Raw genomic sequence first — 20775 nt, 5'->3', positions numbered from 1 at the left:
GATATGCCGGGAAAATGGGGGCTGCACACGTTTTATTCGAAAGCGCCGCACCTGGCCCGCCTCCTGCCGCATACCCGGCCGCTCGGGAAGGCGTCATTCGCCGCCATGCTGGACCGGTACGGCTCCGTCTACGTGAAACCGAACATGGAGCATACGGGCAAGGGGATTATGAAAGTGTGGAAGACAACCGGAAGCTATTTGCTGGTCAAGGTGAAAAGCCGTCCCCGCTCGTTTTCCGCCAACGATAAGGACAAACTGGTCGAATGCGTGCTTCGGCTTGCCCGCGGCAAACCGCATATCGTGCAGCAAACGATCCCTCTTGCCGAGCTGAACGGCCGGCCTTACGATATTCGCGTCATGATGATGCGGGATGGCACGGACCGCTGGCGTTACACCGGTATGCTGGCGAAGGTGGCCGGCCCGTCCAGCGTCGTCACGAACGTGCGGCGCGGCCGAGGTTACGCCACAACCGTGCGGCATGCTTTGGAGCGTTCGAACGTAGCCCAAGGCGCAAGCGCCAAGCGGCTTGAGCGCGAACTGGTCCGCCTCAGCTATGCGATTTGCCGCCGCTTTGGCAGCTACAAATATTCGTCGCAAATCGGCATCGATTTCGGCGTTGACCGCAGCGGCAAGCTATGGCTCATCGAAGTGAACTTCGACTATCCGTCCCACGCCCTGTTCGCCCGCCTCCCCGACAAAACGCCATATCGGCTCATCAAGCGCAGACGCGCCGAATACGTCGCCGCCATGCGCCGCAGAAAGCGGAAATAGTCAATGACAAAACCTCGACCCGCGCGGCCGAGGTTTTGTTTTTAGCGTCAAATGATCCGTTTGTGCTTGCTGCGGTAAGCCCAGTAGAGCCGTCCGATTCTCCGGAAAAACGTCTTGTCGCTCAGTTTGTTGAACAAGCCGTGCGACGGATTGTGCAAATTCACTTCAATGATCCAGATCCGGCCATTTTTATCCACAGCCAGATCGATGCCGCACTGAAACGAGAAGAACGGATATTTCTCCGAATATCGCATAATGGCGTGGCTTAGAGTGATAAGCTCCTTCTTGATTCGTTCGATCCGTTCCGGACCGCAGCGCAGCGACTGGCGCAGCGCGCTGCCGACCGTCATGACGTACCCGCCGCCCCGCCGCACGTTGGAGACGACGCTGCCCGGTCCGGCCACTTTCGCCACCATGCCGGCATATTGCCAGTTGCGGTTGCCGTCGCGCATCATCATGACCCGGATATCGAACGGCCTTCCGTTAACTTCGGCCAAATCGATCGCCTTCTGCACGATGTACGACCGCCGCGGATTCGCTTGCCGCAGCTTGCGGTACAAGTCTTGCAGCGATGGGGAGAAGCTGGCGCGGCCTTTTACTTGGACATAGCGGTACCCTCGCTCCGTTCTCCACACCTTTACAATCCCTTTGCCGGTATGCACCGTGCTCGCTTTAATATAGACCGTTTTGTAAGCATCCATAAACCGCTGCAGCGAATTTGGCGTCAACATCGCGGTCGGCGGCAAATAGCGGGCGATGTACGAGTTCCGGGCATAAAACCGGTGCAGCTTCCATTTGGCCAGCCTGGCCAGCTTTTCCTGCATGCCATCCATTCCTTTGCATATGGCTTATCGCTTCACGTTCAGCATATAACAAAGGCAAAGGAACGGGAACGGCGCGAGCGGATTGGCCGCTTGTCCGGACGGTCGCAACGGGCGAAACGCCGCCTCGTGCTATTCGCTCTCCCGGCGCTTGCCTCCCGGGGCGGCGGCAGACTTGTTCTTGATTTTTTTCGCAAGCCAGCCCCCTCCCGCAATGAGCGCGAAAATCGTTCCGCCCGCCGCTCCCCAGATGGAGGATCCTTCCCGCAAGCCGGCGAAAATGCCGCTCATAGCTACGGTATACGGCAAAATGCCAAGGCCTGTCGTCCACACGAACGCCCATAAATTCACGCTCAGCAGTCCCGCGGCGTAATTGACCAAGTGATAAGGCACGAACGGAACGAAGCGGATCGCGAGCAGTCCGGCCGCCTCCCGATTGGCGATGAACTCATCCATTCTGTGCAAATACGGCTCGGCCATTTTGCCGAAAACCGGCTTCGCAATCCATTTCGTCGTATACAAGCCCCCCACCGCCCCGGTCACTCCTCCGATCCAGGAATAAACGCCCCCCCAAAGCGGACCGTAAATTTCCATGAGCGCGATCGAGGTGAATTCCCCCGGTACGGGCAAAACGTTGACGATCGCCTGAATCAAAATTCCGGCGACAATGCCGAACAGCCCCAAATTGCGAATGGACATAAGAAGCTGCTGCGCCGCTCCGATATGCAGCAAATACATATAACCTGCGACGATGCACAGGATGAGGACCAGTCCGAGCAAGCTTATGTACTGCGGGTACGCAATCCGTTTCCGTCCTCCCATACGCCTCACCCCCTTGTTAGATTGGCCAAAATGAAAACGGCTCTTTCGCCCGAAGCGGCGATCAAGGGCCGTTTTCCATTCGCGCCGTTATGAGCCTGCTACACGGTTGCCGGCAATGTGGACGCGACCGTTCTCAGCACGTCCTGCACGATCGTATCAGCCGCATTCCCTTTGTGTACGGAAGCCATGCTAGCTTTCATCCGCTGCGGCAAAGAAGGATTCGCCAAAAATTGGCCGATTTGCTGCTCCAGCTCGCCGGTCGTAGAGCTGATTTGCGCCATCCCTTTGCGTTCGAAATAGATCGCGTTCTCTTTCTCCTGCCCGGCCAATGGCTTGTAAATAAAAATCGGGAGCCGCATCGTCAAAGCTTCCGTGAGCGTAAGTCCGCCGGCTTTCGTTACGACGCACGAAGACGCCGCCATCAGCTCGTGGATTTGCTCGACGAATCCGAATATGTGAATGTCGCCGGCGCCGGCAAATTGCTCGCTGAGCCTCGTTTCCAGCTTCCGGTTGCGGCCGCAAACGACGACTAGCCGGCTGCCCTCATGTTTTCGCAGCGTGTGCACCATATGTTCGATATGACTAAGCACGCCGTAGGAGCCTGCCAAAATAAGCACTGTCGGTTTGCCCGGATTAAAGTGCTGCAGCGATTTCCCGGCGCCCGCGGACGCGTGAGCGAAAGCCTGTCTGATCGGAATGCCGCTTACCAGAACTTGCCCGGCGGCAAATCCTTTCGCCAAAAGTTCGTCCTTCAGCTCCTCGGTCGCCACGTAATATTTGTCGTTGTCGGGATGTATCCAGCGCGCATGCAAGGCATAATCCGTCACGACGGTGAACGTCGGTATGCCCGTTTCCTGTCCGATCTCCGGCGCGGAGCCGAACGGAAACGTGTTGATCAGCGCGTCCGGACGCATGCCGTCGATCAATTGTTTCAGCTTCTTCTTGCCGAGCAAATTGAAATATTTGCTCAGCGACCCTTCCGGCTTCGTATCGCGCGTCATATAGTAGCTCCAGCCGTAGTAGTCCAGCCCATACTTCGACGTTTGGGCACTCTTGATATAGAGCTTCATGGAAATGGTATTCAGCAGAGGGTGCGCCTCCTTCATCAAATCGACGATGGACACGTCCCCGATTCCGTGCGCGGCAAACTGCTGCTTCAGCGCCTTGGATGCCTGCACATGCCCTTCTCCATAGCCTGCCGTCAAAATCATGATCCGAGGTTTGCGATTCATTATGTCTATATTCCCCCTTTGCTCGTTCATGATGAAGTATAGACGAGGAAAATGAAAATGCGCTGAAAAAAACATAAATTTACGGCGGCTAACCGTTCATGTTACAAATACACGTTCGGGCTGTCGGTTACGTTATGGCCCGCAGGTTTGGCGCTGCCGATCGGATAAGGATGGTTCGCCAGCAGCTGTTTGGTCGAGATGGCGACTACTTTCGGCGTCATAATGTTTTTGCTGCCTGATAGCCTCTTCTTTCCGTCGGGATGTATAGCATAAAGGAGCAGCTTTAAATAAATCCGGGTGAAGAAAGAGAACACGCCGCGCGGCAGCTCCGCCACCGTAAATCCCAGCTGTTCGGTCCCGCGGTTGATCATCGTAATGCCGTAAATTCCTTTAATCGTTTCGCGGCCTTCATGCTGCGCGATCGTCTCGGCGATTTTCGGGAGCAGCTGCTTGGTCTGGCCGATGAGCTGTACGGCCAATTGCACCATCGAGCGCGAACTCGTCGCAAGCTGAAACAGCATCCGATTGTTCAGATGCAGCTCGACGACCCGGTCGCCGGATTCGATTTTCTCTTCGTCCGGCAATTGCAGCGTCTGCCCGTGATAGCGGCATATCCGGAAATACAAGAGCGGATTGCCGGAATCGATCGGCTTGACGGCGAACAGCGCATGAAAGAGCCGCTCCCATTGGAGCCAGCCCGCTACGAGAAGGTGTTTGGTTTTGCTCAAGCGGGCGGAATTTTTCAGCCTGTTCGGATACATATGGTCGACGGTACGAACGTGTAGCCTTTCGCTAACGTTTCGGTTATGAATTCGCGAAGCGCTTCAAGCATGTAAACCGGGGCGTCCTTGTTGGCTCCCAGCGTTTGCCCGCTGTCGTGCAGAACGATGACCGAGCCGCCGCGGAGTTTGCGCATGAGGCGCCGTTTAATTTTCTGTTTCCCGCCTGCGCTTCTCCAGTCGCCGACAATGATCGACCAAAGAATAATTCGAAACCGTTTGAACAGCCAAAAATCAAACAAATTGATAATTCCCCACGGCGGGCGGTAATAGCACGGTTTCACGCCGATGATGGACTCCACGACGTTCACGGCATGATCGAGCTGGCGTCTAACTTTGCCGGGAGTCATAAATGCATTGGCGTGATGAATGTAATTGTGCACTCCGATCAAATGTCCTTCCCGGTGCATCCGCCGTATCAGCTCCGGATGCTGCTGCGCATGGATGCCGACGACAAAGAACGTCGCCTTGATGTCGTAAAGCTTGAGCAAATCGAGAAGTTGCGGCGTATACGTCGGATCGGGACCGTCGTCGAACGTCAAGGCAATGCTGTGCGCCGCCGATCTCATATGGTTGGCGCCAGGCCCGAACAGTCGGATGAATATGGTCGGAATGATCGTATATATACAAAGCAGCACCAGCAAGTAATAAAATAAATCGCCCATAACGCCCTCCATCCAGATGCATCCATATATAGAATAGCAGGACGATGCGGCGGCCTGCAAACCCGCTGCGGCGTCCCGGCACGGAATGCGGCTCGGATACTGCAGCTGCCGCGGCCGACAGGCCGCCTGAAGCCGTTAAACAACAAAAAGCGGCCACATGCGCCGCCGCTTTCGTTGATAGGCTGCAGTTGTTACCTTGCCCATGTCTACTTGCCGTTATTGTTCAAATCGAAAATTTTTCCGATCATGCCGACCGAGCCGAGCGTACCGACCGCCTCCGTCGGTATAAAGATCGTTGTCGCCTTGCCGTCCGCCATTTGCGACAGCGCCTCGAACGACTTGTACGCCAATATTTGCGAGTCCAGCCCCGCTTCCCGAATCGCTTCGATGCGCTCCTTCTCCGCCGCGGCGACGAGCTTGATCGCCTCGGCTTTGCCGAGCGCCTCCAGCTCCTGCGCCTTCTGCTTCGCCTCGGCGTCGAGAATTTGCCGCCGCTTCTCCGCCTCCGCGGCCAGCACGACTGCTGCTTGCTGCGCTTCGGCGCGCAGGACGGTAGCTTGCTTCTCCCCTTCGGCTTGCAAAATGTTCGCCCGCTTCTCGCGCTCGGCGCGCATTTGCTTCTCCATCGAATTTTGAATGTCGCTCGGAATTTCCAGCTGCAGCACTTCGACGCGGTCGATGCGGACACCCCAATTTTCGGTCGCATTGTCGAGCGCCTGCCGCAGCTCCGCTTGAATGCGCTCGCGGTTCGACAAAATTTCATCGAGCTCCATTTTGCCGATCGTGGCACGCAGCGCGGAAGCGACGATGTTATGGATGCCCTCGACGTAGCTAGCGATCGCGTACGTGGCGAGCTGCGGCTCGACTACGGTGTAGAACGTAGCCAACTCCACGCCGATGGCGACGTTGTCTTTCGTAATGACCGATTGCGAAGGCACGGTCACCTGCTTCATTCTGAGATCGTGACGGACCCGGATGCTGTCGACGATCGGGATAATCAGATTGACGCCGGCATGGAGCGTCGTCCGATATTTGCCGAGCCGCTCCACAATCGCCACCGTCTGCTGCGGGATGATGCGCACTCCTTTAGCTATAATCGCCAGAACGAGCGCAAGCAAAACAAAAAATACGATATACCCTGCCATCCGTTCTACCCCTTTCTCACCACTAATTTGGTCACCTTGACCTGCACGATGACGACCTGCTCGCCAACGCCGACCGTTTCATCCGACACGGCCGACCAAAGCTCGCCGTTCACTTTCGCTTGCCCGACTTCGCCGGGCCGTATTTCCGCCGCGACGATCGCCGTCTGCCCGACCAGCTGCCCTGCGGGCGGGAATACTGCGTCGCGCCGCTGTCCGAGCTTCCGTTTCAAATAAGGAAGCGCCACCGCATAAAGCAGCAAGGCGGTGCCGGCAAAAATAAACGCTTGCACGAGCAAAGAGACTCCGGTGAGCGCGAACCCCATCGAGACCAGCGCCGCGCCGCCCAGCAGCAAAAAATAAAACGTTCCTGTCTGCACTTCAATCAGAACGCACAATACAGCAACGATGAGCCATGCGATCCATAGCAATCCGCCCACCTCTTCCCATGAAATGTCACTTTGCTTCAATGTATGCCCCGGTTTCGGGAAACATGGTTGCTCTTTTTGCCCGCGTATCTAACAAATATAGTTCGACAAAAACCTGCAAATCCCTTGCCGGAGGTGTATTTTTTGCGGAAATTCGCACCGATGCTGCGCACCGCATCTTTTATTCATTGCGAAAAAAAGCGCCAACCGCCGTTGACAAGCGGCTGTGTTTTTAACCGGCGCCTTCCGCCGCATGAAGTTACGGCAGGAAGCCTTGGTTCAGCATGCGCAGCCGCTCGTCGGCAAGCGGGTACAAGCTTCGGAGAGCAGCCGCATAGCTGCGGATATCGTGATTGGCAACCGGATTCGCGTAGCGAAACGAAACGGTGAGCAGTCTCCCGACCGGCACGTACGCCTTGCCGGCAGACGGCGGGAACCCCGGCACGAGGTCGTGGACGCCCGCCACCCGCGTGGTGCTGCCGACAATGCGGCCGTATGCCGCTGCAAACTCGGCGTTGCCGACTTTCGGCGAACCGTACGTATATACGAGCGGAGCTCCAAATCGCGTGTGCCTGGCCATATCCGGCGCGGCGAGCGTGACAAGCGCCCCGCCCAGGCTGTGCCCGCACATGATGAGCCGCTTTTTCGGCGACAGCCGGCCGAGCGCGGCGGTCAGCTGCGGCCGCAACGTGCGCTCGTACAGCTCGGTGAAGCCGCGATGCGTCGCTCCTGCAGCAGGGACGTACGGATACGGCATTTGCGTCCAGTTGAAATCGGTTAACAGGTCGAACACGTTTTTCGTGCCGCGCAAAGCGACGACTACGGCGGACTTCGCTTCCATCACATAGCCAAGATACGGATAGCTGCCCGTACCGAGCACCGCAACGGCCCGGTAGCCGCGAGGCAGCACGAAGTCGCCGCCGCTGCTATATTGCTGCACCGCTTGATAGGCGGCGCCGCAGCAAAACAGCGTCCGTTCCCCCGTTATGTTTGCCGCCATCCTCCGCCCCCCTCGAACGAGTCGTTTGCTGCCAAAGTATGCAGCATGAGGCGGATCGGTCCATCTAAGGATAAACGGCTTACGTCCTTCAGGACGCAAGCCGTTTACCATAGCGGAATCGATCCAATTTGAGGCGCAGATTATACTCTCCGATGCAGAGAAAAAAAGCGGTCAGGAAAACAGCGCGATGCCGAGCAGCCCCGACAAGACGATAATGGACAGCGGATGCAGCCGGTAGCGGATCAGCGCTACGAAAGCCGCTAACGCCATAGCCACGATCACGATCGTATGCCAAAGCGGTGCTGCTGCGTCAGCGCTGCCCGAAACGATTAGCCGATACGCCGCGTAGACGATGAGAGCCGCTACAGCCGGGCGCAATCCGTAAAATATCGCCCGGACGATGCGGTGCTCGTGGACGCGCCGCAAAAACGCGGTGAGCAGCACGATGACGACAACCGAAGGCAGCAGCATGCCGAGCGCGGCAAACACGCTGCCGACAAGCCCGGCCGTGCGGTAGCCGATGAAAATGGCGCTGTTCAAGGCGATCGGCCCCGGCGCCATGCCGGCGACGGACACCGCTTCGGCGAACCCGCTCTCGTTCAGCCAGCCGTGCGCCAGCGTCTCGTGGCGGATGAGCGGGAGCATCGAAAAGCCGCCTCCGAACGACAGCAGCCCGATTTTCGCAAACGTCCAAAATATGGAACTGAGCATAATCCGGTTTCCTCCCCTGGCGTTAAGCTGGCCGTGAGACGTCCGGCTCGTTGCTCGGCGTTACAACTCCGAGCTTAACGCCCTGGCGTTAAGCTGGCTGTGAGACGTCCGGCACGTTGCTCGGCGTTACAACTCCAGCTTAACGCCCTGGCGTTAAGCTGGCCGTGAGACGTCCGGCTCGTTGCTCGGCGTTGCACCTCCAGCTTAACGCCTAGATACCGTCGCCAAAAAAGTAATCCGCAGCCTGCACGCCGGGCCTCAGGCTTGCAGCGGCGGCGCGCCGCAAGCGCTCCGCCTCGCGCCGGTCGCAAGCCGCTTTCTTGCCGAACATCTGCTTCGCTTTCACGATGGCCGGGCCCGCCGCCATGCCGAGCACGATGATGAGCGCCGGATGCACGCCGCAAAGCAGCAGCGCGCCCGACAGTACAAACAGGAGTGCGGTTGCGCTGTCAAATAGCGCGGAACGCATCATATTCCAGCCGGCGTATGCGACCAACGCGACGATAGCGGCATGGATGCCGGCAAATGCCGACACGACTTTGGGCTCATTGTGCACCATAACGAACCCGATTCCGAGTGCCAAAACGATAAGAAACGTCGGAAGGGAGATGCCGGTCACCGCCGCCGCCAGTCCGGGCCAGCCTTCCAGCCGATAACCGACGAACGCCGCAGCGTTGACGCCGATGCCGCCGGGCGCGGTGGCCGCTACGGCCAACCCTTCCTCCAGCTCCTCTTGCGACATCCAATTCCGTTTGCCGACGATCTCGCGCTCAATGGCCGGCAGCATGGCATAGCCTCCGCCGAACGTCATCGGACTGATTCGGCCGAAGGCGACGAACAGTTCCGCCAAGCGGACGACGCGCCCAGGCAAAGCTTGCCGCGGCGTAGCGTTTGCGAGAAGTTTCATAGCCATCGTCCCCTTGTCTCTAATTACTTTCATTATACATGACTTTTTTCTATTTTGGTATAAACTATCGTCCATTTTAGGAAAAAATGCCGTCATCAAACATTTTTATCGCGGTTCTATACCATTCTTTATATCGTTTCGGTCACATGTGTGAGTTACGGCAAGTTTGAATAAAGCCAATCTTTCCGCCGTCTGTATGAAAAATTATGATAAAATTTACATTATGAGCTTGAGTTTGGAGGGAACAGAATGGATGCAACTGTCGCTGAAACGATCGACATCATCGTCAGCAACCTGAAATCGGTGCGGGGGATTGCCGGAGTCGTGCTTGGCGGGTCCAGAGCGAAAGGTACGCATACTCCGAAGTCGGACATCGATATCGGCATTTACTACGAATCGGAACAAGCTTTCGATCTGCAGGAACTGGGGCGCATTGCCACCGCTCTCGATGATGAGCACCGGGAAGGGCTGATGACCAAAATCGGCGAATGGGGTCCGTGGATTAACGGCGGAGGCTGGCTGAACGTACGGGGGATGCCCGTCGATTTCCTTTTGCGCGACGTTCGGAAAGTATCGCGCGTCATCGACGATTGTTTGGCCGGCGAAGTTACGATCGATTATTATCCCGGACATCCGCACGGGTTCGTGAACGCCATCTACATGGCGGAAGCGGCGCTTTGCCGCATTTTGTGGGATGCACAAGGAGCCGTTCAGGAGCTGAAAGCGAAAACGTCGCCCTACTCCCCTGCCTTGAAAAAGGCGGTCATCGCCAAATTTTTGTGGGAAGCTTCGTTTTCCCTCATTTTTGCCCGCAAGAGCGTGCTCAGAAAAGACGCTTACCACGCTGCGGGCTGCTGCTTCCGCTCCGTCTCCTGCTTGAATCAAGCGCTGTTTGCGCTGAATGAATGTTATTGGATGAACGAAACCGGAGCAATGGATATTATCGGCTCGTTTGCCGCTCTTCCGCACCGCTATACGGAGCGGGTCAACGAAGTGTTCACCCGCATCAGTGCCGAGCCGGAAGCTATTACAGAAGCCGTTAGCCTGCTGCAGCACATCGTCCGCGAAGTCGAGCAAATCGCCGGGTGAAACGTTTTGCTCGCTAGCCCTTTAGCGTAGCGGCGAGGATGGCGATGAAATTCAGCCCCATGTGTGCAAGAATCGTCGGCGCCAGCGTCCCGGCTTTGCGGTATATGTAGCAAAACGTCCAGCCGACCGCCGCATAGCCGAGAAATCGTTCCGGGCTCAAATGCGCCGCACCGAACACGATAGCGGCGAGGCCCGAAGCCGCCCAGAACGGCAGCCGGCGCTGCAGCGCGCCGAAAATGATTTTGCGGTAAATGATTTCTTCCGAAATCGGTCCCAGCACAATGACGTAAAATACCATAATCGGATATTTCGTTAACAGCACGTCCGTCACGAACGGCCCCGGGCGGAAGATGAGCGTATCGGCGGCCATTGCGTAAATGGCGATCTGCAGTGCCAGCGTAAATTGCCTGTACATGGTACGGTCGCGAAGCAGAGCGTTCCAGTCGGTGCCGATCCATTCGTCCTTAAGCCAAAACAGGATGAGCGGCACGACGATCGGCGGAAAGAGCGATACGACGTAGCGGTTCAAGTCGAACAGCATAACGCCAGGTCCGACCGTGAAGGCAAACAATGCGAGAATGATCCAGTATTTCAAGCGCATGCGGGGAAACAACCTCTCTTGCGTGCAGTAAAGTGAGAGCATTCTTGTCCATCATAGCGCAAGCTGTGCGAGTTGTATACGCTGAAATCGCACGCTGCGGCACAGCTTATTCGTTCTGAAATTGCAAAAAGCCCCGCGAACGAGCGTGCGAGCCACCGTTCGCGAGGCTTTTTTTGGCGCTGAAGGAGCCGTATGCGGATGGCGCGGCATATGCCGCCGTGGCGCTCAGGACGATGCCGGTTCGCCCGTCAGGCGAAACATGAAGTAGTCGCGGCTTTCGTTGGCGAACAGCAGACGGTCGTCTTGATCGCCCGCCTGTCCGGCATCACTGCCGATTTCTCCGGGAGTCAGTTCGGTTCGCTCTGATTCAGATCCTTGCTCTGCCGTCTTGCGTTCCACCATAGCCGATCGACCTCCTGAATGAATGCTTATTTCCATTGTACTATAACAGTAGTTCGTAGAACAATAACTGTTATATATCAAATTTTCTTATTAAGGAGGCGCATGCCGTCGGATGGCGGCGGGCCCGGCTGCGTTTGCGAGGCGAATCCCCGTTGGTGTACAATAAGCTATCGAAATGAGACGAAGAACGAGAAATGGCGGAAAAAGGAGCTTACACCTATGTATGTAGCGCAAGATTGGACGGATTATGAGCTGATCGATACCGGCGGAGGCGAAAAACTGGAGCGTTGGGGGCATGTCGTGCTGCGTCGGCCTGATCCGCAAATCATTTGGCCGCTCGGCAAAGAAACGGAGGCATGGCTTAGCGCCGACGCCCACTACCACCGCTCGTCCAGCGGCGGCGGCAACTGGACGTACCGGACGAAAATTCCCGAGAAGTGGACGATCGGCTACCGCGATCTGAAATTTCATATAAAGCCTACCGGGTTCAAGCATACGGGGCTGTTCCCTGAACAGGCCGTCAATTGGGCGTGGATGATGGACAAAATTCGCGCGGCAGGGCGGCCGATTCGGGTGCTCAACCTGTTCGCCTATACCGGGGGCGCCACCGTCGCCTGTGCGGCGGCCGGAGCCGAGGTTGTCCACGTCGACGCCGCCAAGGGCGTCGTGCAGTGGGCGAAAGAAAATTTGCAGCTGTCCGGACTAGGCAGCCGTCCCGTCCGGTTCATTACGGACGATGTGTTCAAGTTCGTGCAGCGCGAGCAGCGGCGAGGTTCCCGCTACGACGCGATCATTATGGATCCGCCGTCGTACGGGCGCGGTCCGAACGGCGAGACGTGGAAGCTGGAAAACGACTTGTATCCGTTCCTGCAAAGCTGCACCGCCATTTTGACGGACAAGCCGCTGTTTCTGCTCGTCAACTCGTATACGACCGGCATTTCGGCGACAGTGCTGCTCAACATTATGACGACGCTCATGAAGCCGAAGTATGGCGGCGCGATCGCAAGCGGTGAAATCGGCTTGCCGATTACGGCGTCGGGCCTCAAGCTGCCGTGCGGCATTCTCGCCCGCTGGGAGGCTTGAGATCGCGATGCTGAGCGCAGAAGAAGCGAAGCTGGCCGAGCTGGCCGCCGGCGTGCCGATTTTGTACGAGGACAATCATGTGCTTGTCGTCGTCAAGCCCGCGAACATGCCGACGCAGGAAGACGAATCGCGCGATCCCGATCTGCTCAGCGTGCTGAAGGCCGGCGTCAAAGTGCGATACGGCAAGCCGGGCAACGTGTTCCTCGGGCTCGTGCATCGGCTCGACCGCCCCGTCGGCGGCGTCATGGTGTTCGCCCGCACGTCGAAAGCGGCGTCCCGGCTGTCGGATGCGGTGCGGACGCGCGCGTTCCGCAAAACGTATGTTGCCGCCGTGCGCGGAACGCCCGCATCGCCGGCTGGAACGCTCCGGCATTACCTTGTCAAAGACGCGAAGACGAACACGGTGCGAACCGTCCCGCAAAGCTATCCGGGCGCGAAGGAAGCTGTGCTCGACTACACGGTGCTGGGCTCCGCCGAAGGATTCGCCTTGACGGAAGTGCATTTGCACACCGGCAGGCCGCATCAGATCCGCGTGCAATTCGCGGCCATCGGCTGCCCTCTGTACGGAGACCAGCGGTACGGCGGACATTTCAGCGAGCCCGGACAACAGATCGCGCTCTGGTCGGCGATGCTCGGCTTCGAGCATCCGACGACGAAAGAGCCGCTGCGCTTCCATGCGCTGCCGCCGGAAGCGTATCCATGGACGCTGTGGCGCGCCTCAATTCGCGATTTTGTCCAGCAAATACATTAGCAGCTTCTGATTATGGGCGGAAATGCGGTTCAGCGCATTGTTCAAATACTCCTCGCGGACGCGCACGCCGCGTTCGCATTCCGCCTTCCCCTTCTCCGTGACGTGCACCCACACGATGCGCCGGTCTTTCTCGTCGCGGACGCGCTCGATCAGCTCGTTTTTCTCCATCCGGTCGAGCAGCGTCGTCACCGCCGCCGGCGTCGTGTTCAGCACGTCGTTTAGGTCTGACGGCTTCTTCCGCTCCTCGCTCCCGAGCAGCAGCTCCAGCACGTGCAGCTGCCCCTCCGTCAAGCCCGGCGCCAGCTCGGTTTCCATATGTTCCTTCCAGTCTTTGGACAGCTTCGTCCACAGCTTCGCAAATTCCCCGGAATACACGCTCCGCTGCCCCTCCTTTCATTCCGAATATACGTCTTGTCGTTGCCAACATTATACCATCCGCAAATTCATTAATGCCATTAATACTTTATGACAAAAAAATCCGAAATGCTGCACTTTTTGTGCCGTTTCAACATACGATACGATATAGGCGATAGTCCCGGTTAACGCCTGTAAAGGAGTTGCCCGCGCATGGAAGAATGGAAAATAGAGCTTGGCCGCAGGGCGCTCGAGCTCGGCATAATAAAAGACCCACACTGGCTCGAGCGTCTGGACGACCCGATGCCGGTGTGGGCGGTGCTTGAATTGGCGGTTCGGATGATGGAAAAGCTCGATCCGCCGTCGGTCAGTTACGATTGAGGCAGCTCCGGGAAGCGGAGTATATCGACGATAGCGACCGTTTTGGAGGCCGGGATCAACTGCTTGCCCGGAGAACGGCGGTCTTCAAGCGGCGCTGCTTCCGTCGAGAACGACTTCTTCTCTCCGGTGCCAAGCCAGGCGGTCAGCGTATAATCCATTTTGACGATGAAGCTTTTCAGCAAGGCCGTGCCGTTCGGCTTCACCCGCTTGCCTTCCTTGAACTCGAACGTGGAGATGCCTTTGCCGCCGCGGCCCTGAATCGGGTAATCGACGACGAGCGACCGTTTGGCATAGCCGTAATCGGACACGACGAGCACTTCGCCCTCGTCGCCGTATATCCACTCCGCTCCGACGACTTCGTCGTCTTCTTTGAGCATGATGCCGCGTACGCCGCCGGCGGCCCGCCCCATAGCGTTCACTTCCTCTTCGCGGAAGCGAATGCTCATTCCCTGCTTCGTGACGAGCAAAATTTCTTTCGTATTGTCGCTAAGCGCCACTTGCAGCACCTCGTCGCCGTCGGACACTTTGCAAGCGACGAGTGCGGTGGAACGGTTCGACTTGTATTCTTTCAGCTCCGTTCGCTTCACTTGGCCTTTTTTCGTGACGAACACGAGCGACTTGGACGAATCGTCGAAATCTTTGACCGGAATGGCCGAGACGATACGGTCGTCTTTCGGTATCGGGATTACGTTGACGATCGCGGTGCCGTTTTCTTTCCATTTGTACTCCGGAATTTGGTGCACCGGGAGCACGTAATATTGCCCGCTCTTCGTGAACAGCAGCAAACTCTCGATCGTGTTGACCTGCAGCAGGAAGCGGACAAAGTCGCCTTCCTTGAGGCCCGTGTTGTCGATCTCGCCGCCGGAGCGCGTGTACGACAAGAGGCTCGTGCGTTTTACGTAGCCTTCGTGCGACAGCGTGACGAGCACGTCTTCCGGCGTCACCATCACCTCGAGGCTGACCTTCAGCTCCTCCACCTCGTCTTGAATGTCGGAGCGGCGATCGATGCCGTACTTTTTGCGGATTTCGCCAATTTCATCCTTGATGACGCCGAGCAGCTTTTTCGTCGAGCCGAGAATGCCGCGCAAATAGGCGATCGTCTTCTCGATGTCGCGCAGCTCTTTCTCGAGCGCCGTAATCTCGAGGTTCGTAAGGCGGTACAACTGCAGCGTCAGGATGGCGTCTGCTTGCCGCTCCGTGAACCCGTATTCGGCGACGAGGTTGTTTTGCGCGTCCTGGCGGTTTTTGGAAGCTTTGATCGTAGCGATCACGTCGTCCAAAATGTTCAGGGCTTTGACAAGCCCTTCCAGCACGTGAGCGCGGTCCTCGGCTTTTTCCAGCTCATACTGCGAACGGTGCGTGACGACTTCTTTCTGGTGCTCGATGTACGCCGCCAGCATGTCTTTGACGCCAAGCTGCATCGGCGTTTTGTTGACGATCGCCACCATGTTGAAGTTGTACGTCACTTGCAGGTCGGTTTTCTTCAGCAAATAAGCGAGAATGCCTTGCGCGTCGGCATCCTTCTTCAGCTCCACGACGATGCGGAGACCGTCGCGCCCGCTTTCGTCGCGCACTTCGGCGATGCCTTCGACCTTTTTCTCCAGCCGGATCGTTTCCATCGCCGTGACGAGCCGGGATTTGACGACCTGGTACGGGATTTCGGTAATGACGATCTGCTGCTTGCCGCCGCGGACATCTTCGATCGCCGTCTTCGCCCGGATGTAAATGCGGCCTTTGCCGGTGCGGTACGCTTCGCGAATGCCATCGGTGCCCATGATGATGCCGCCCGTCGGAAAATCGGGCCCTTTCAGAATGCCCATCAGTTCCTCGAGCTCGATGTCCGGCTTGTCGATAATGGCGATGCAGGCGTCGATCACTTCGCGCAAATTGTGCGTCGGAATTTCCGTGGCGAAGCCTGACGATATGCCGCTGACCCCGTTGACGAGCAAATTCGGAAACCGCGAAGGCAGCACGGTCGGCTCCTTCGTCGTATTGTCGAAGTTGTCCTTGAACGTCACCGTGCGCTTCTCGATGTCGCGCAGCAGCTCCATCGCGATTTCGGACAGGCGCGCTTCCGTGTAGCGCATCGCCGCCGGCGGATCGTCGTCGAGCGAGCCCCAGTTGCCGTGGCCGTCAACGAGCGGATGCGCCATTTTCCACGGCTGGGCCATGCGCACCATGCCTTCGTAAATCGAGGCGTCGCCGTGCGGGTGGTAGTTGCCCATTACGTCGCCGACCGTCTTGGCCGACTTGCGGTACGGCTTGTCCGGGGTGTTGCCGGCGTCGTACATCGCGTACAGGATGCGGCGCTGCACCGGCTTCAACCCGTCGCGGACGCGGGAATGGCGCGGTCCTGGATGATATATTTGGAATAGCGGCCGAACCGGTCGCCTACGACTTCCTCGAGGAAGGCCGGCAGGAATTGCTCCAGCGTGCTCAAATGTTCGTCACCTCTGTCGAATTATCAGTCGCTAAGAACGCCCGTATGGGCAGCTTGCGAAGCGGAGCATGTGAATTGGAACCGGAGAGCCGACTTTAAAGTCGCGTTCCGTCCGCCGTGGTGGATTCAAGGAACGCGACTTTAACGGAGGCCGGAGGTTCCAATTCCGATGCGCAGCGCAGCCCGGCTGCCCTAAAATCAATGGCGGTGGGACGCGGCTTTAGGCCAGCTTGCGAAGCGGAGCATGTGAATTGAAGCCGGAGAGACGACTTTTAAAGTCGCGTTCCTACCGCCAGGTGGAATCAGGGAACGCGACTTTAACGGAGGCCGGAGGCTTCAATTCCGACGCGCAGCGCAGCCCGGCTGCCCCAAGCTTTTAACGCGCGGTCTATTCTTCAAACTCGGTAAAATCGACGTTCTCGATAATCCAGCGCTTGCGCGGGTCGACCTTGTCGCCCATCAGCGTCGAGACGCGGCGCTCCGCCTTGGCGGCATCCTCGATCTGCACCTGCAGCAGCGTGCGCGACTCCGGATTCATCGTCGTCTCCCACAGCTGCTCCGGGTTCATCTCGCCGAGCCCTTTGTAGCGCTGCAGCTCGACGTTTTTGCCGAGCTCCTTCATGACCCCGGCGAGCTGGTCGTCGGTCCACGCATAGCGGGTTGCAGACGATTTGCCCGACTTCTTCGTCACTTTGAACAGCGGCGGCTGGGCGATATACACTTTGCCGGCGTCGATCAGCGGCTTCATATAGCGGAAAAAGAACGTCAGCAGCAGCACCTGGATGTGCGCGCCGTCCGTATCGGCGTCGGTCATGATGATGATTTTGCCGTAATTCGTTTCCTCCAGATCGAACTCCGAGCCGATGCCGGCGCCGATCGCCGTAATGATCGCCTTGTATTCCTCGTTCTTGAGAATGTCGATAAGCTTCGCCTTCTCCGGATTCATCGGCTTGCCCTTCAGCGGCAATATCGCCTGATGCTTGGAGTCCCGTCCCTGCTTCGCCGAGCCGCCGGCGGAATCGCCCTCGACGATGAACAGTTCGTTTTTCGCGTAATCTTTCGACTGCGCCGGCGTCAGCTTGCCGCCGAGGTTCGAGCTCTCGCCCTTCCCCTTCTTGCCGCTGCGCACTTCTTCCCGCGCTTTGCGCGCCGCTTCGCGCGCTTTGGCCGCTTGCACCGCCTTTTTCAGCAGCGACTGGCCGATTTGCGGGTTTTCCTCGAGAAACACCGACATTTTCTCGGCGACGACGGCGTCGACGGCGCTGCGGGCGGATGCGCTGCCGAGCTGGTCTTTCGTCTGCCCGACGAACTCAACCTCGGCCATTTTGATGTTGATGACCGCCATCAGCCCTTCGCGCAAGTCGTTGCCTTCCAGGTTTTTGTCCTTTTCTTTCAAAATGCCGGCCTTGCGGGCGTATTCGTTCATGACGCGCGTGTACGCCGTCTTGAAGCCGGTCTCGTGCGTGCCGCCGCCGCGCGTCGGAATCGAGTTGACGAACGAGGCGATCGTTTCCGTATAGCCGTCGTTGTACTGGAGCGCCACTTCGACCTCGATGTCGTCCTTCTCCGCCTGGAAATGGATGACGTCGTGCAGCACTGCCTTGTCTTCGTTCAAAAACTTCACGAATTCGGACGCGCCGCCCTGATACAGGAACGTCTCCGCTTTATCCGCCCGCTCGTCCTTGACCGTTACCTGCAGCCCGGAGTTCAGGAAAGCGATTTCCTGCAGCCGCTCAGTGAGCGTATCGTACGAAACCGCCGTGCCGCCCTGAAAAACGCGCCTGTCAGGCTTGAACGTCACCTTCGTGCCGGTCCGGTTCGTATTGCCGATCACTTCGAGGCCGGTTACCGGCTCGCCGACATGCTCCGCGCCTTTGTCGTCGACCCAGTATTCGAACCGCTGCTTATGAATTTTGCCGTCGCGGTAAATTTCCACCTCGAGCCATTCCGAGAGCGCGTTCGTCACCGACGCCCCGACCCCGTGCAGACCGCCCGACTTTTTGTACCCTCCGCCGCCGAACTTGCCGCCGGCGTGCAAAATCGTAAACACGACTTGCGGCGTCGGAATGCCCGTCTTGTGCATCCCTGTCGGAATGCCGCGGCCGTTGTCGTACACGGTGACCGAGTTGTCTTTATGAATCGTCACATCGATTTTATTGCAATATTTGGCAAGATGTTCGTCCACCGCATTGTCGACGATTTCCCAGACGAGATGATGAAGTCCCGACGAGCTCGTGCTGCCGATGTACATCCCCGGCCGCTTGCGCACTGCGGTGAGCCCTTCCAGCACTTGAATATCGTCCGCGTCGTATCCGGCGGTCCGGTTTGAGGCTTCAGTCGGAAACAGATCTAGCTGCTGTTCGGCCATCAAGGCGCCTCCTTGTTCGAATCGTGAAAAGTGAGTCAGTTCAATACGTCTTTACGCGTAAATGGTAAAACGACACGGCGATCGCCGCAGCCGACCATACGGCCAGCACCGCCAGTGAGAAGCCGAGCGTCATTCCTTTGATCGGCGGCAGCGAGCCGTCGAGGTAATCGGTGAGCCTGAGGTTAACCATAAATAAATATTTGGCGGATTCCCAGGACGAAACCATATTTTGCAAAATCGTCCCGGCGATAATGATCGCCAGCATCGTGCCCATACTGGCCGCCGTCGAGCGGATGAGCACGGACAGCATGAGCGACATGAACGCCACGACCAGACCGGAAATCCAGACGAGTCCAAGCTCCATCCAGACGTACAGCCATTGCGGCACGGCATGGACGAGGCTGACGTCGACGGTGCTGCCGGTCGTGCGGAAGCCGACGAACGTCGGCAGCGTCCAGCCGCCATAGCCGAAGACGAGGCCGGAGATGGCGTAGCACATCGCCGCCAGGGCAAGCACGCTGAGCGAAACGAACAAAATGAGCGCGATCAGTTTACTCATTAGGATTTTCCAACGCCTGACCGGTCTTGTCAACAACAATTTGATCGTACCGGCGGAATGCTCGGACGATACGATGTCGGCGGCGAACACCATGACGAGCAGCGGCACGAACAGTCCGATCGAGTTTTTGGCGAAATCGCGGGTGAACGTGACGGCGTTCGGCGCCTTCGGATCGATATCATGGTCGAGGTAATATTGCAGCAGCTGCGTCTGTACCTTCAAATACTGTTTGGCTTCCTCCGGCATGCGCGGCGAGTTCAGCCGGGTCGTATAGTCATTCACCTTCTGCCTCGCATCGGCGCGCCAGTCGGTTGTGCCGTACTGCTTCAGCTGGTTTTGGGCGATGCGCATCTGCGCGTAAGTAAAAATCGGAATAAGTGCCGCCAGGATCAAAATGACGACGTGAAACCGGCGCTTTTTGATCATTTTGATGCATTCGTTCTGCACAAGCGCGAGCACGCTACTCAATGCGCTCACCTGCCGTCAAGCTGAGGAACAAGTCCTCGAGCGTCGCATGCTTCATTTCGATGCCGTATACGGCAACGCCGGCTTCAACCAGCCTGCGCGTCAGCTCCGGCGCATCCTGCGGCTCCATTCTGACGGTGACGGAGCCGACATAGTGCGCGTCCCCGTCAGCCTGGCCGGTTGCGGCGTCGCTTACGTCCAGCACTTCGATTCCCCCGTCCCGCAAAATGGCGGCGGCCTGCCGCACCGGATCCGCGCGCCATACGGCGAGTCCGCCCAGCTGCCGAACGAGTTCGTCCGTATCGCCGACGGCAATGACTTCGCCGTGCGAAATAATCGCGACCCGGTCGCACATTTGCTGAATTTCGCTCAGCAGATGGCTGGAGACGAATAAGCTCAGGCCGCCCTCCGCCAGCTGCTGAATGAACTCCCGCATCTCTTTGATGCCTTGCGGGTCGAGACCGTTCGTCGGCTCGTCGAGGATGAGCAGCTTCGGCCGGCCGAGCAGCGCCTGTGCGATGCCGAGCCGCTGCCGCATGCCGAGCGAGTACGTGCGCACTTTGTCGTGAATGCGCTGATCCATGCCGACAATAGCTGCGACTTCCCGAATCCGGTCTTGTCCGACGCCGGGCAGCATCCGCGCGAAATGCTCGAGATTTTCCCAGCCCGTCAAATAGCTGTACAGCTCCGGGTTTTCCACGATGCAGCCGACGTAGCGCAGCGCCACGTCGGGCTGGCGTTGCACGTCGCAGCCGCAAATGGTAATCGTTCCTTCCGTCGGGCGGATGAGATCGACCAGCATCCGGATCGTCGTCGTTTTGCCGGAACCGTTCGGTCCGAGAAAACCGAATATTTCCCCTTCGCGCACGTCGAACGATACGCCTTTGATGATCGGCTTGCCGCGAATCGTTTTTTTCACGCCTCGCACCGACAAGACGACAGGCGCCTGTTTGCCGGGTAACCGCTCCGGCGCTGCCGCTGAAGTCACAGTACCGCCTCCCCCT

Annotated in this window: 20 protein-coding genes and 2 pseudogenes; 5 read left to right on the top strand and 17 right to left on the bottom strand. The window is 57.9% G+C overall.

What is annotated here, in order from left to right; genetic code table 11:
* The first annotated feature begins 3 nt into the window (after nt 1-3).
* Entirely contained in the window at nt 4-771 is a 768-nt protein-coding gene (locus SD70_RS16270; RefSeq protein WP_041048582.1) for a YheC/YheD family protein, read from the top strand.
* A gap of 47 nt (nt 772-818) precedes the next feature.
* On the opposite strand, the gene SD70_RS16265 is transcribed toward SD70_RS16270, so the two are convergent.
* The 10 genes from SD70_RS16265 to SD70_RS16220 form a co-directional block, all read right to left on the bottom strand.
* Nucleotides 819-1595 carry a YheC/YheD family protein gene (locus SD70_RS16265; RefSeq protein WP_041048581.1) on the bottom strand — a complete coding sequence of 259 codons (777 nt, stop codon included), beginning with the start codon at nt 1593-1595 and terminating at the stop codon, nt 819-821.
* 129 nt (nt 1596-1724) lie between these two features.
* Nucleotides 1725-2414 (bottom strand): TVP38/TMEM64 family protein, encoded by a 690-nt coding sequence (locus tag SD70_RS16260; protein WP_041048580.1) that lies wholly within the window; start codon nt 2412-2414, stop codon nt 1725-1727.
* A gap of 98 nt (nt 2415-2512) precedes the next feature.
* Nucleotides 2513-3646: an MGDG synthase family glycosyltransferase gene (locus SD70_RS16255; RefSeq protein WP_041048579.1), complete on the bottom strand. Its 1134-nt coding sequence runs from the start codon at nt 3644-3646 to the stop codon at nt 2513-2515.
* 101 nt (nt 3647-3747) lie between these two features.
* On the bottom strand, nt 3748-4374 hold the full coding sequence (locus tag SD70_RS16250; protein ID WP_156158054.1) for a YkoP family protein: 627 nt from the start codon (nt 4372-4374) through the stop codon (nt 3748-3750).
* Nucleotides 4375-4388: 14 nt separating this feature from the next.
* Entirely contained in the window at nt 4389-5102 is a 714-nt protein-coding gene (locus tag SD70_RS16245) for a polysaccharide deacetylase family protein (RefSeq protein ID WP_231571245.1), read from the bottom strand.
* Between the two features lie 194 nt (nt 5103-5296).
* On the bottom strand, nt 5297-6235 hold the full coding sequence (locus SD70_RS16240; protein ID WP_052487531.1) for an SPFH domain-containing protein: 939 nt from the start codon (nt 6233-6235) through the stop codon (nt 5297-5299).
* A 5-nt stretch (nt 6236-6240) separates the two neighbouring features.
* The gene (locus tag SD70_RS16235) at nt 6241-6663 is read right to left on the bottom strand and encodes an NfeD family protein (protein ID WP_041048576.1); all 423 of its coding nucleotides are present in this window, start codon (nt 6661-6663) and stop codon (nt 6241-6243) included.
* Between the two features lie 256 nt (nt 6664-6919).
* Complete coding sequence (locus tag SD70_RS16230) at nt 6920-7660, bottom strand: lipase family protein (protein WP_052487530.1); 741 nt, start codon at nt 7658-7660, stop codon at nt 6920-6922.
* Nucleotides 7661-7831: 171 nt separating this feature from the next.
* A complete protein-coding gene (locus SD70_RS16225; RefSeq protein WP_041048575.1) occupies nt 7832-8371 on the bottom strand; it encodes a chromate transporter in 540 nt (179 codons plus the stop codon).
* A gap of 211 nt (nt 8372-8582) precedes the next feature.
* Nucleotides 8583-9278: a chromate transporter gene (locus tag SD70_RS16220; protein WP_052487529.1), complete on the bottom strand. Its 696-nt coding sequence runs from the start codon at nt 9276-9278 to the stop codon at nt 8583-8585.
* 249 nt (nt 9279-9527) lie between these two features.
* On the opposite strand from SD70_RS16220, the gene SD70_RS16215 reads away from it, so the two are divergent.
* Nucleotides 9528-10367, top strand: coding sequence for a nucleotidyltransferase domain-containing protein (locus tag SD70_RS16215; protein ID WP_041048574.1), 840 nt, complete (start codon nt 9528-9530; stop codon nt 10365-10367).
* A gap of 13 nt (nt 10368-10380) precedes the next feature.
* Here the strand turns inward: SD70_RS16215 and SD70_RS33445 are convergent, their stop codons facing one another.
* On the bottom strand, nt 10381-10968 hold the full coding sequence (locus SD70_RS33445; RefSeq protein ID WP_052487528.1) for a CPBP family intramembrane glutamic endopeptidase: 588 nt from the start codon (nt 10966-10968) through the stop codon (nt 10381-10383).
* Between the two features lie 225 nt (nt 10969-11193).
* Nucleotides 11194-11370, bottom strand: coding sequence for a hypothetical protein (locus tag SD70_RS36105; protein WP_156158053.1), 177 nt, complete (start codon nt 11368-11370; stop codon nt 11194-11196).
* A gap of 219 nt (nt 11371-11589) precedes the next feature.
* On the opposite strand from SD70_RS36105, the gene SD70_RS16205 reads away from it, so the two are divergent.
* Nucleotides 11590-12453 carry a class I SAM-dependent methyltransferase gene (locus tag SD70_RS16205; RefSeq protein WP_041048573.1) on the top strand — a complete coding sequence of 288 codons (864 nt, stop codon included), beginning with the start codon at nt 11590-11592 and terminating at the stop codon, nt 12451-12453.
* 7 nt (nt 12454-12460) lie between these two features.
* On the top strand, nt 12461-13204 hold the full coding sequence (locus SD70_RS16200) for an RluA family pseudouridine synthase (RefSeq protein WP_052487527.1): 744 nt from the start codon (nt 12461-12463) through the stop codon (nt 13202-13204).
* Here the strand turns inward: SD70_RS16200 and SD70_RS16195 are convergent.
* Nucleotides 13172-13579 carry a MarR family winged helix-turn-helix transcriptional regulator gene (locus SD70_RS16195; protein ID WP_041048572.1) on the bottom strand — a complete coding sequence of 136 codons (408 nt, stop codon included), beginning with the start codon at nt 13577-13579 and terminating at the stop codon, nt 13172-13174. The genes SD70_RS16200 and SD70_RS16195 overlap by 33 nt on opposite strands.
* 192 nt (nt 13580-13771) lie before the next feature.
* Here SD70_RS16195 and SD70_RS37005 point away from each other — a divergent pair, with 192 nt between their 5' ends.
* On the top strand, nt 13772-13939 hold the full coding sequence (locus SD70_RS37005) for a hypothetical protein (RefSeq protein WP_197081058.1): 168 nt from the start codon (nt 13772-13774) through the stop codon (nt 13937-13939).
* Here the strand turns inward: SD70_RS37005 and gyrA are convergent.
* The 4 genes and pseudogenes from gyrA to SD70_RS16175 form a co-directional block, all read right to left on the bottom strand.
* Nucleotides 13930-16379: pseudogene (gene gyrA, locus SD70_RS16190) on the bottom strand (DNA gyrase subunit A). The gene SD70_RS37005 and the pseudogene gyrA sit on opposite strands and share 10 nt — an antisense overlap.
* Nucleotides 16380-16767: 388 nt before the next feature.
* Nucleotides 16768-18747 (bottom strand): DNA topoisomerase IV subunit B, encoded by a 1980-nt coding sequence (gene parE, locus SD70_RS16185; protein ID WP_041048571.1) that lies wholly within the window; start codon nt 18745-18747, stop codon nt 16768-16770.
* 35 nt (nt 18748-18782) lie between these two features.
* Nucleotides 18783-19774: pseudogene (locus SD70_RS16180) on the bottom strand (ABC transporter permease).
* Entirely contained in the window at nt 19767-20759 is a 993-nt protein-coding gene (locus tag SD70_RS16175) for an ABC transporter ATP-binding protein (RefSeq protein WP_041048570.1), read from the bottom strand. The pseudogene SD70_RS16180 and the gene SD70_RS16175 overlap by 8 nt, the downstream one beginning before the upstream one ends.
* Between the last annotated feature and the right edge of the window lie 16 nt (nt 20760-20775).

Origin of the sequence: Gordoniibacillus kamchatkensis (assembly GCF_000829455.1) — a bacterium.
GTDB lineage: Bacteria > Bacillota > Bacilli > Paenibacillales > NBRC-103111 > Gordoniibacillus > Gordoniibacillus kamchatkensis.
This window is presented reverse-complemented; position numbering and strand designations above follow the sequence as displayed.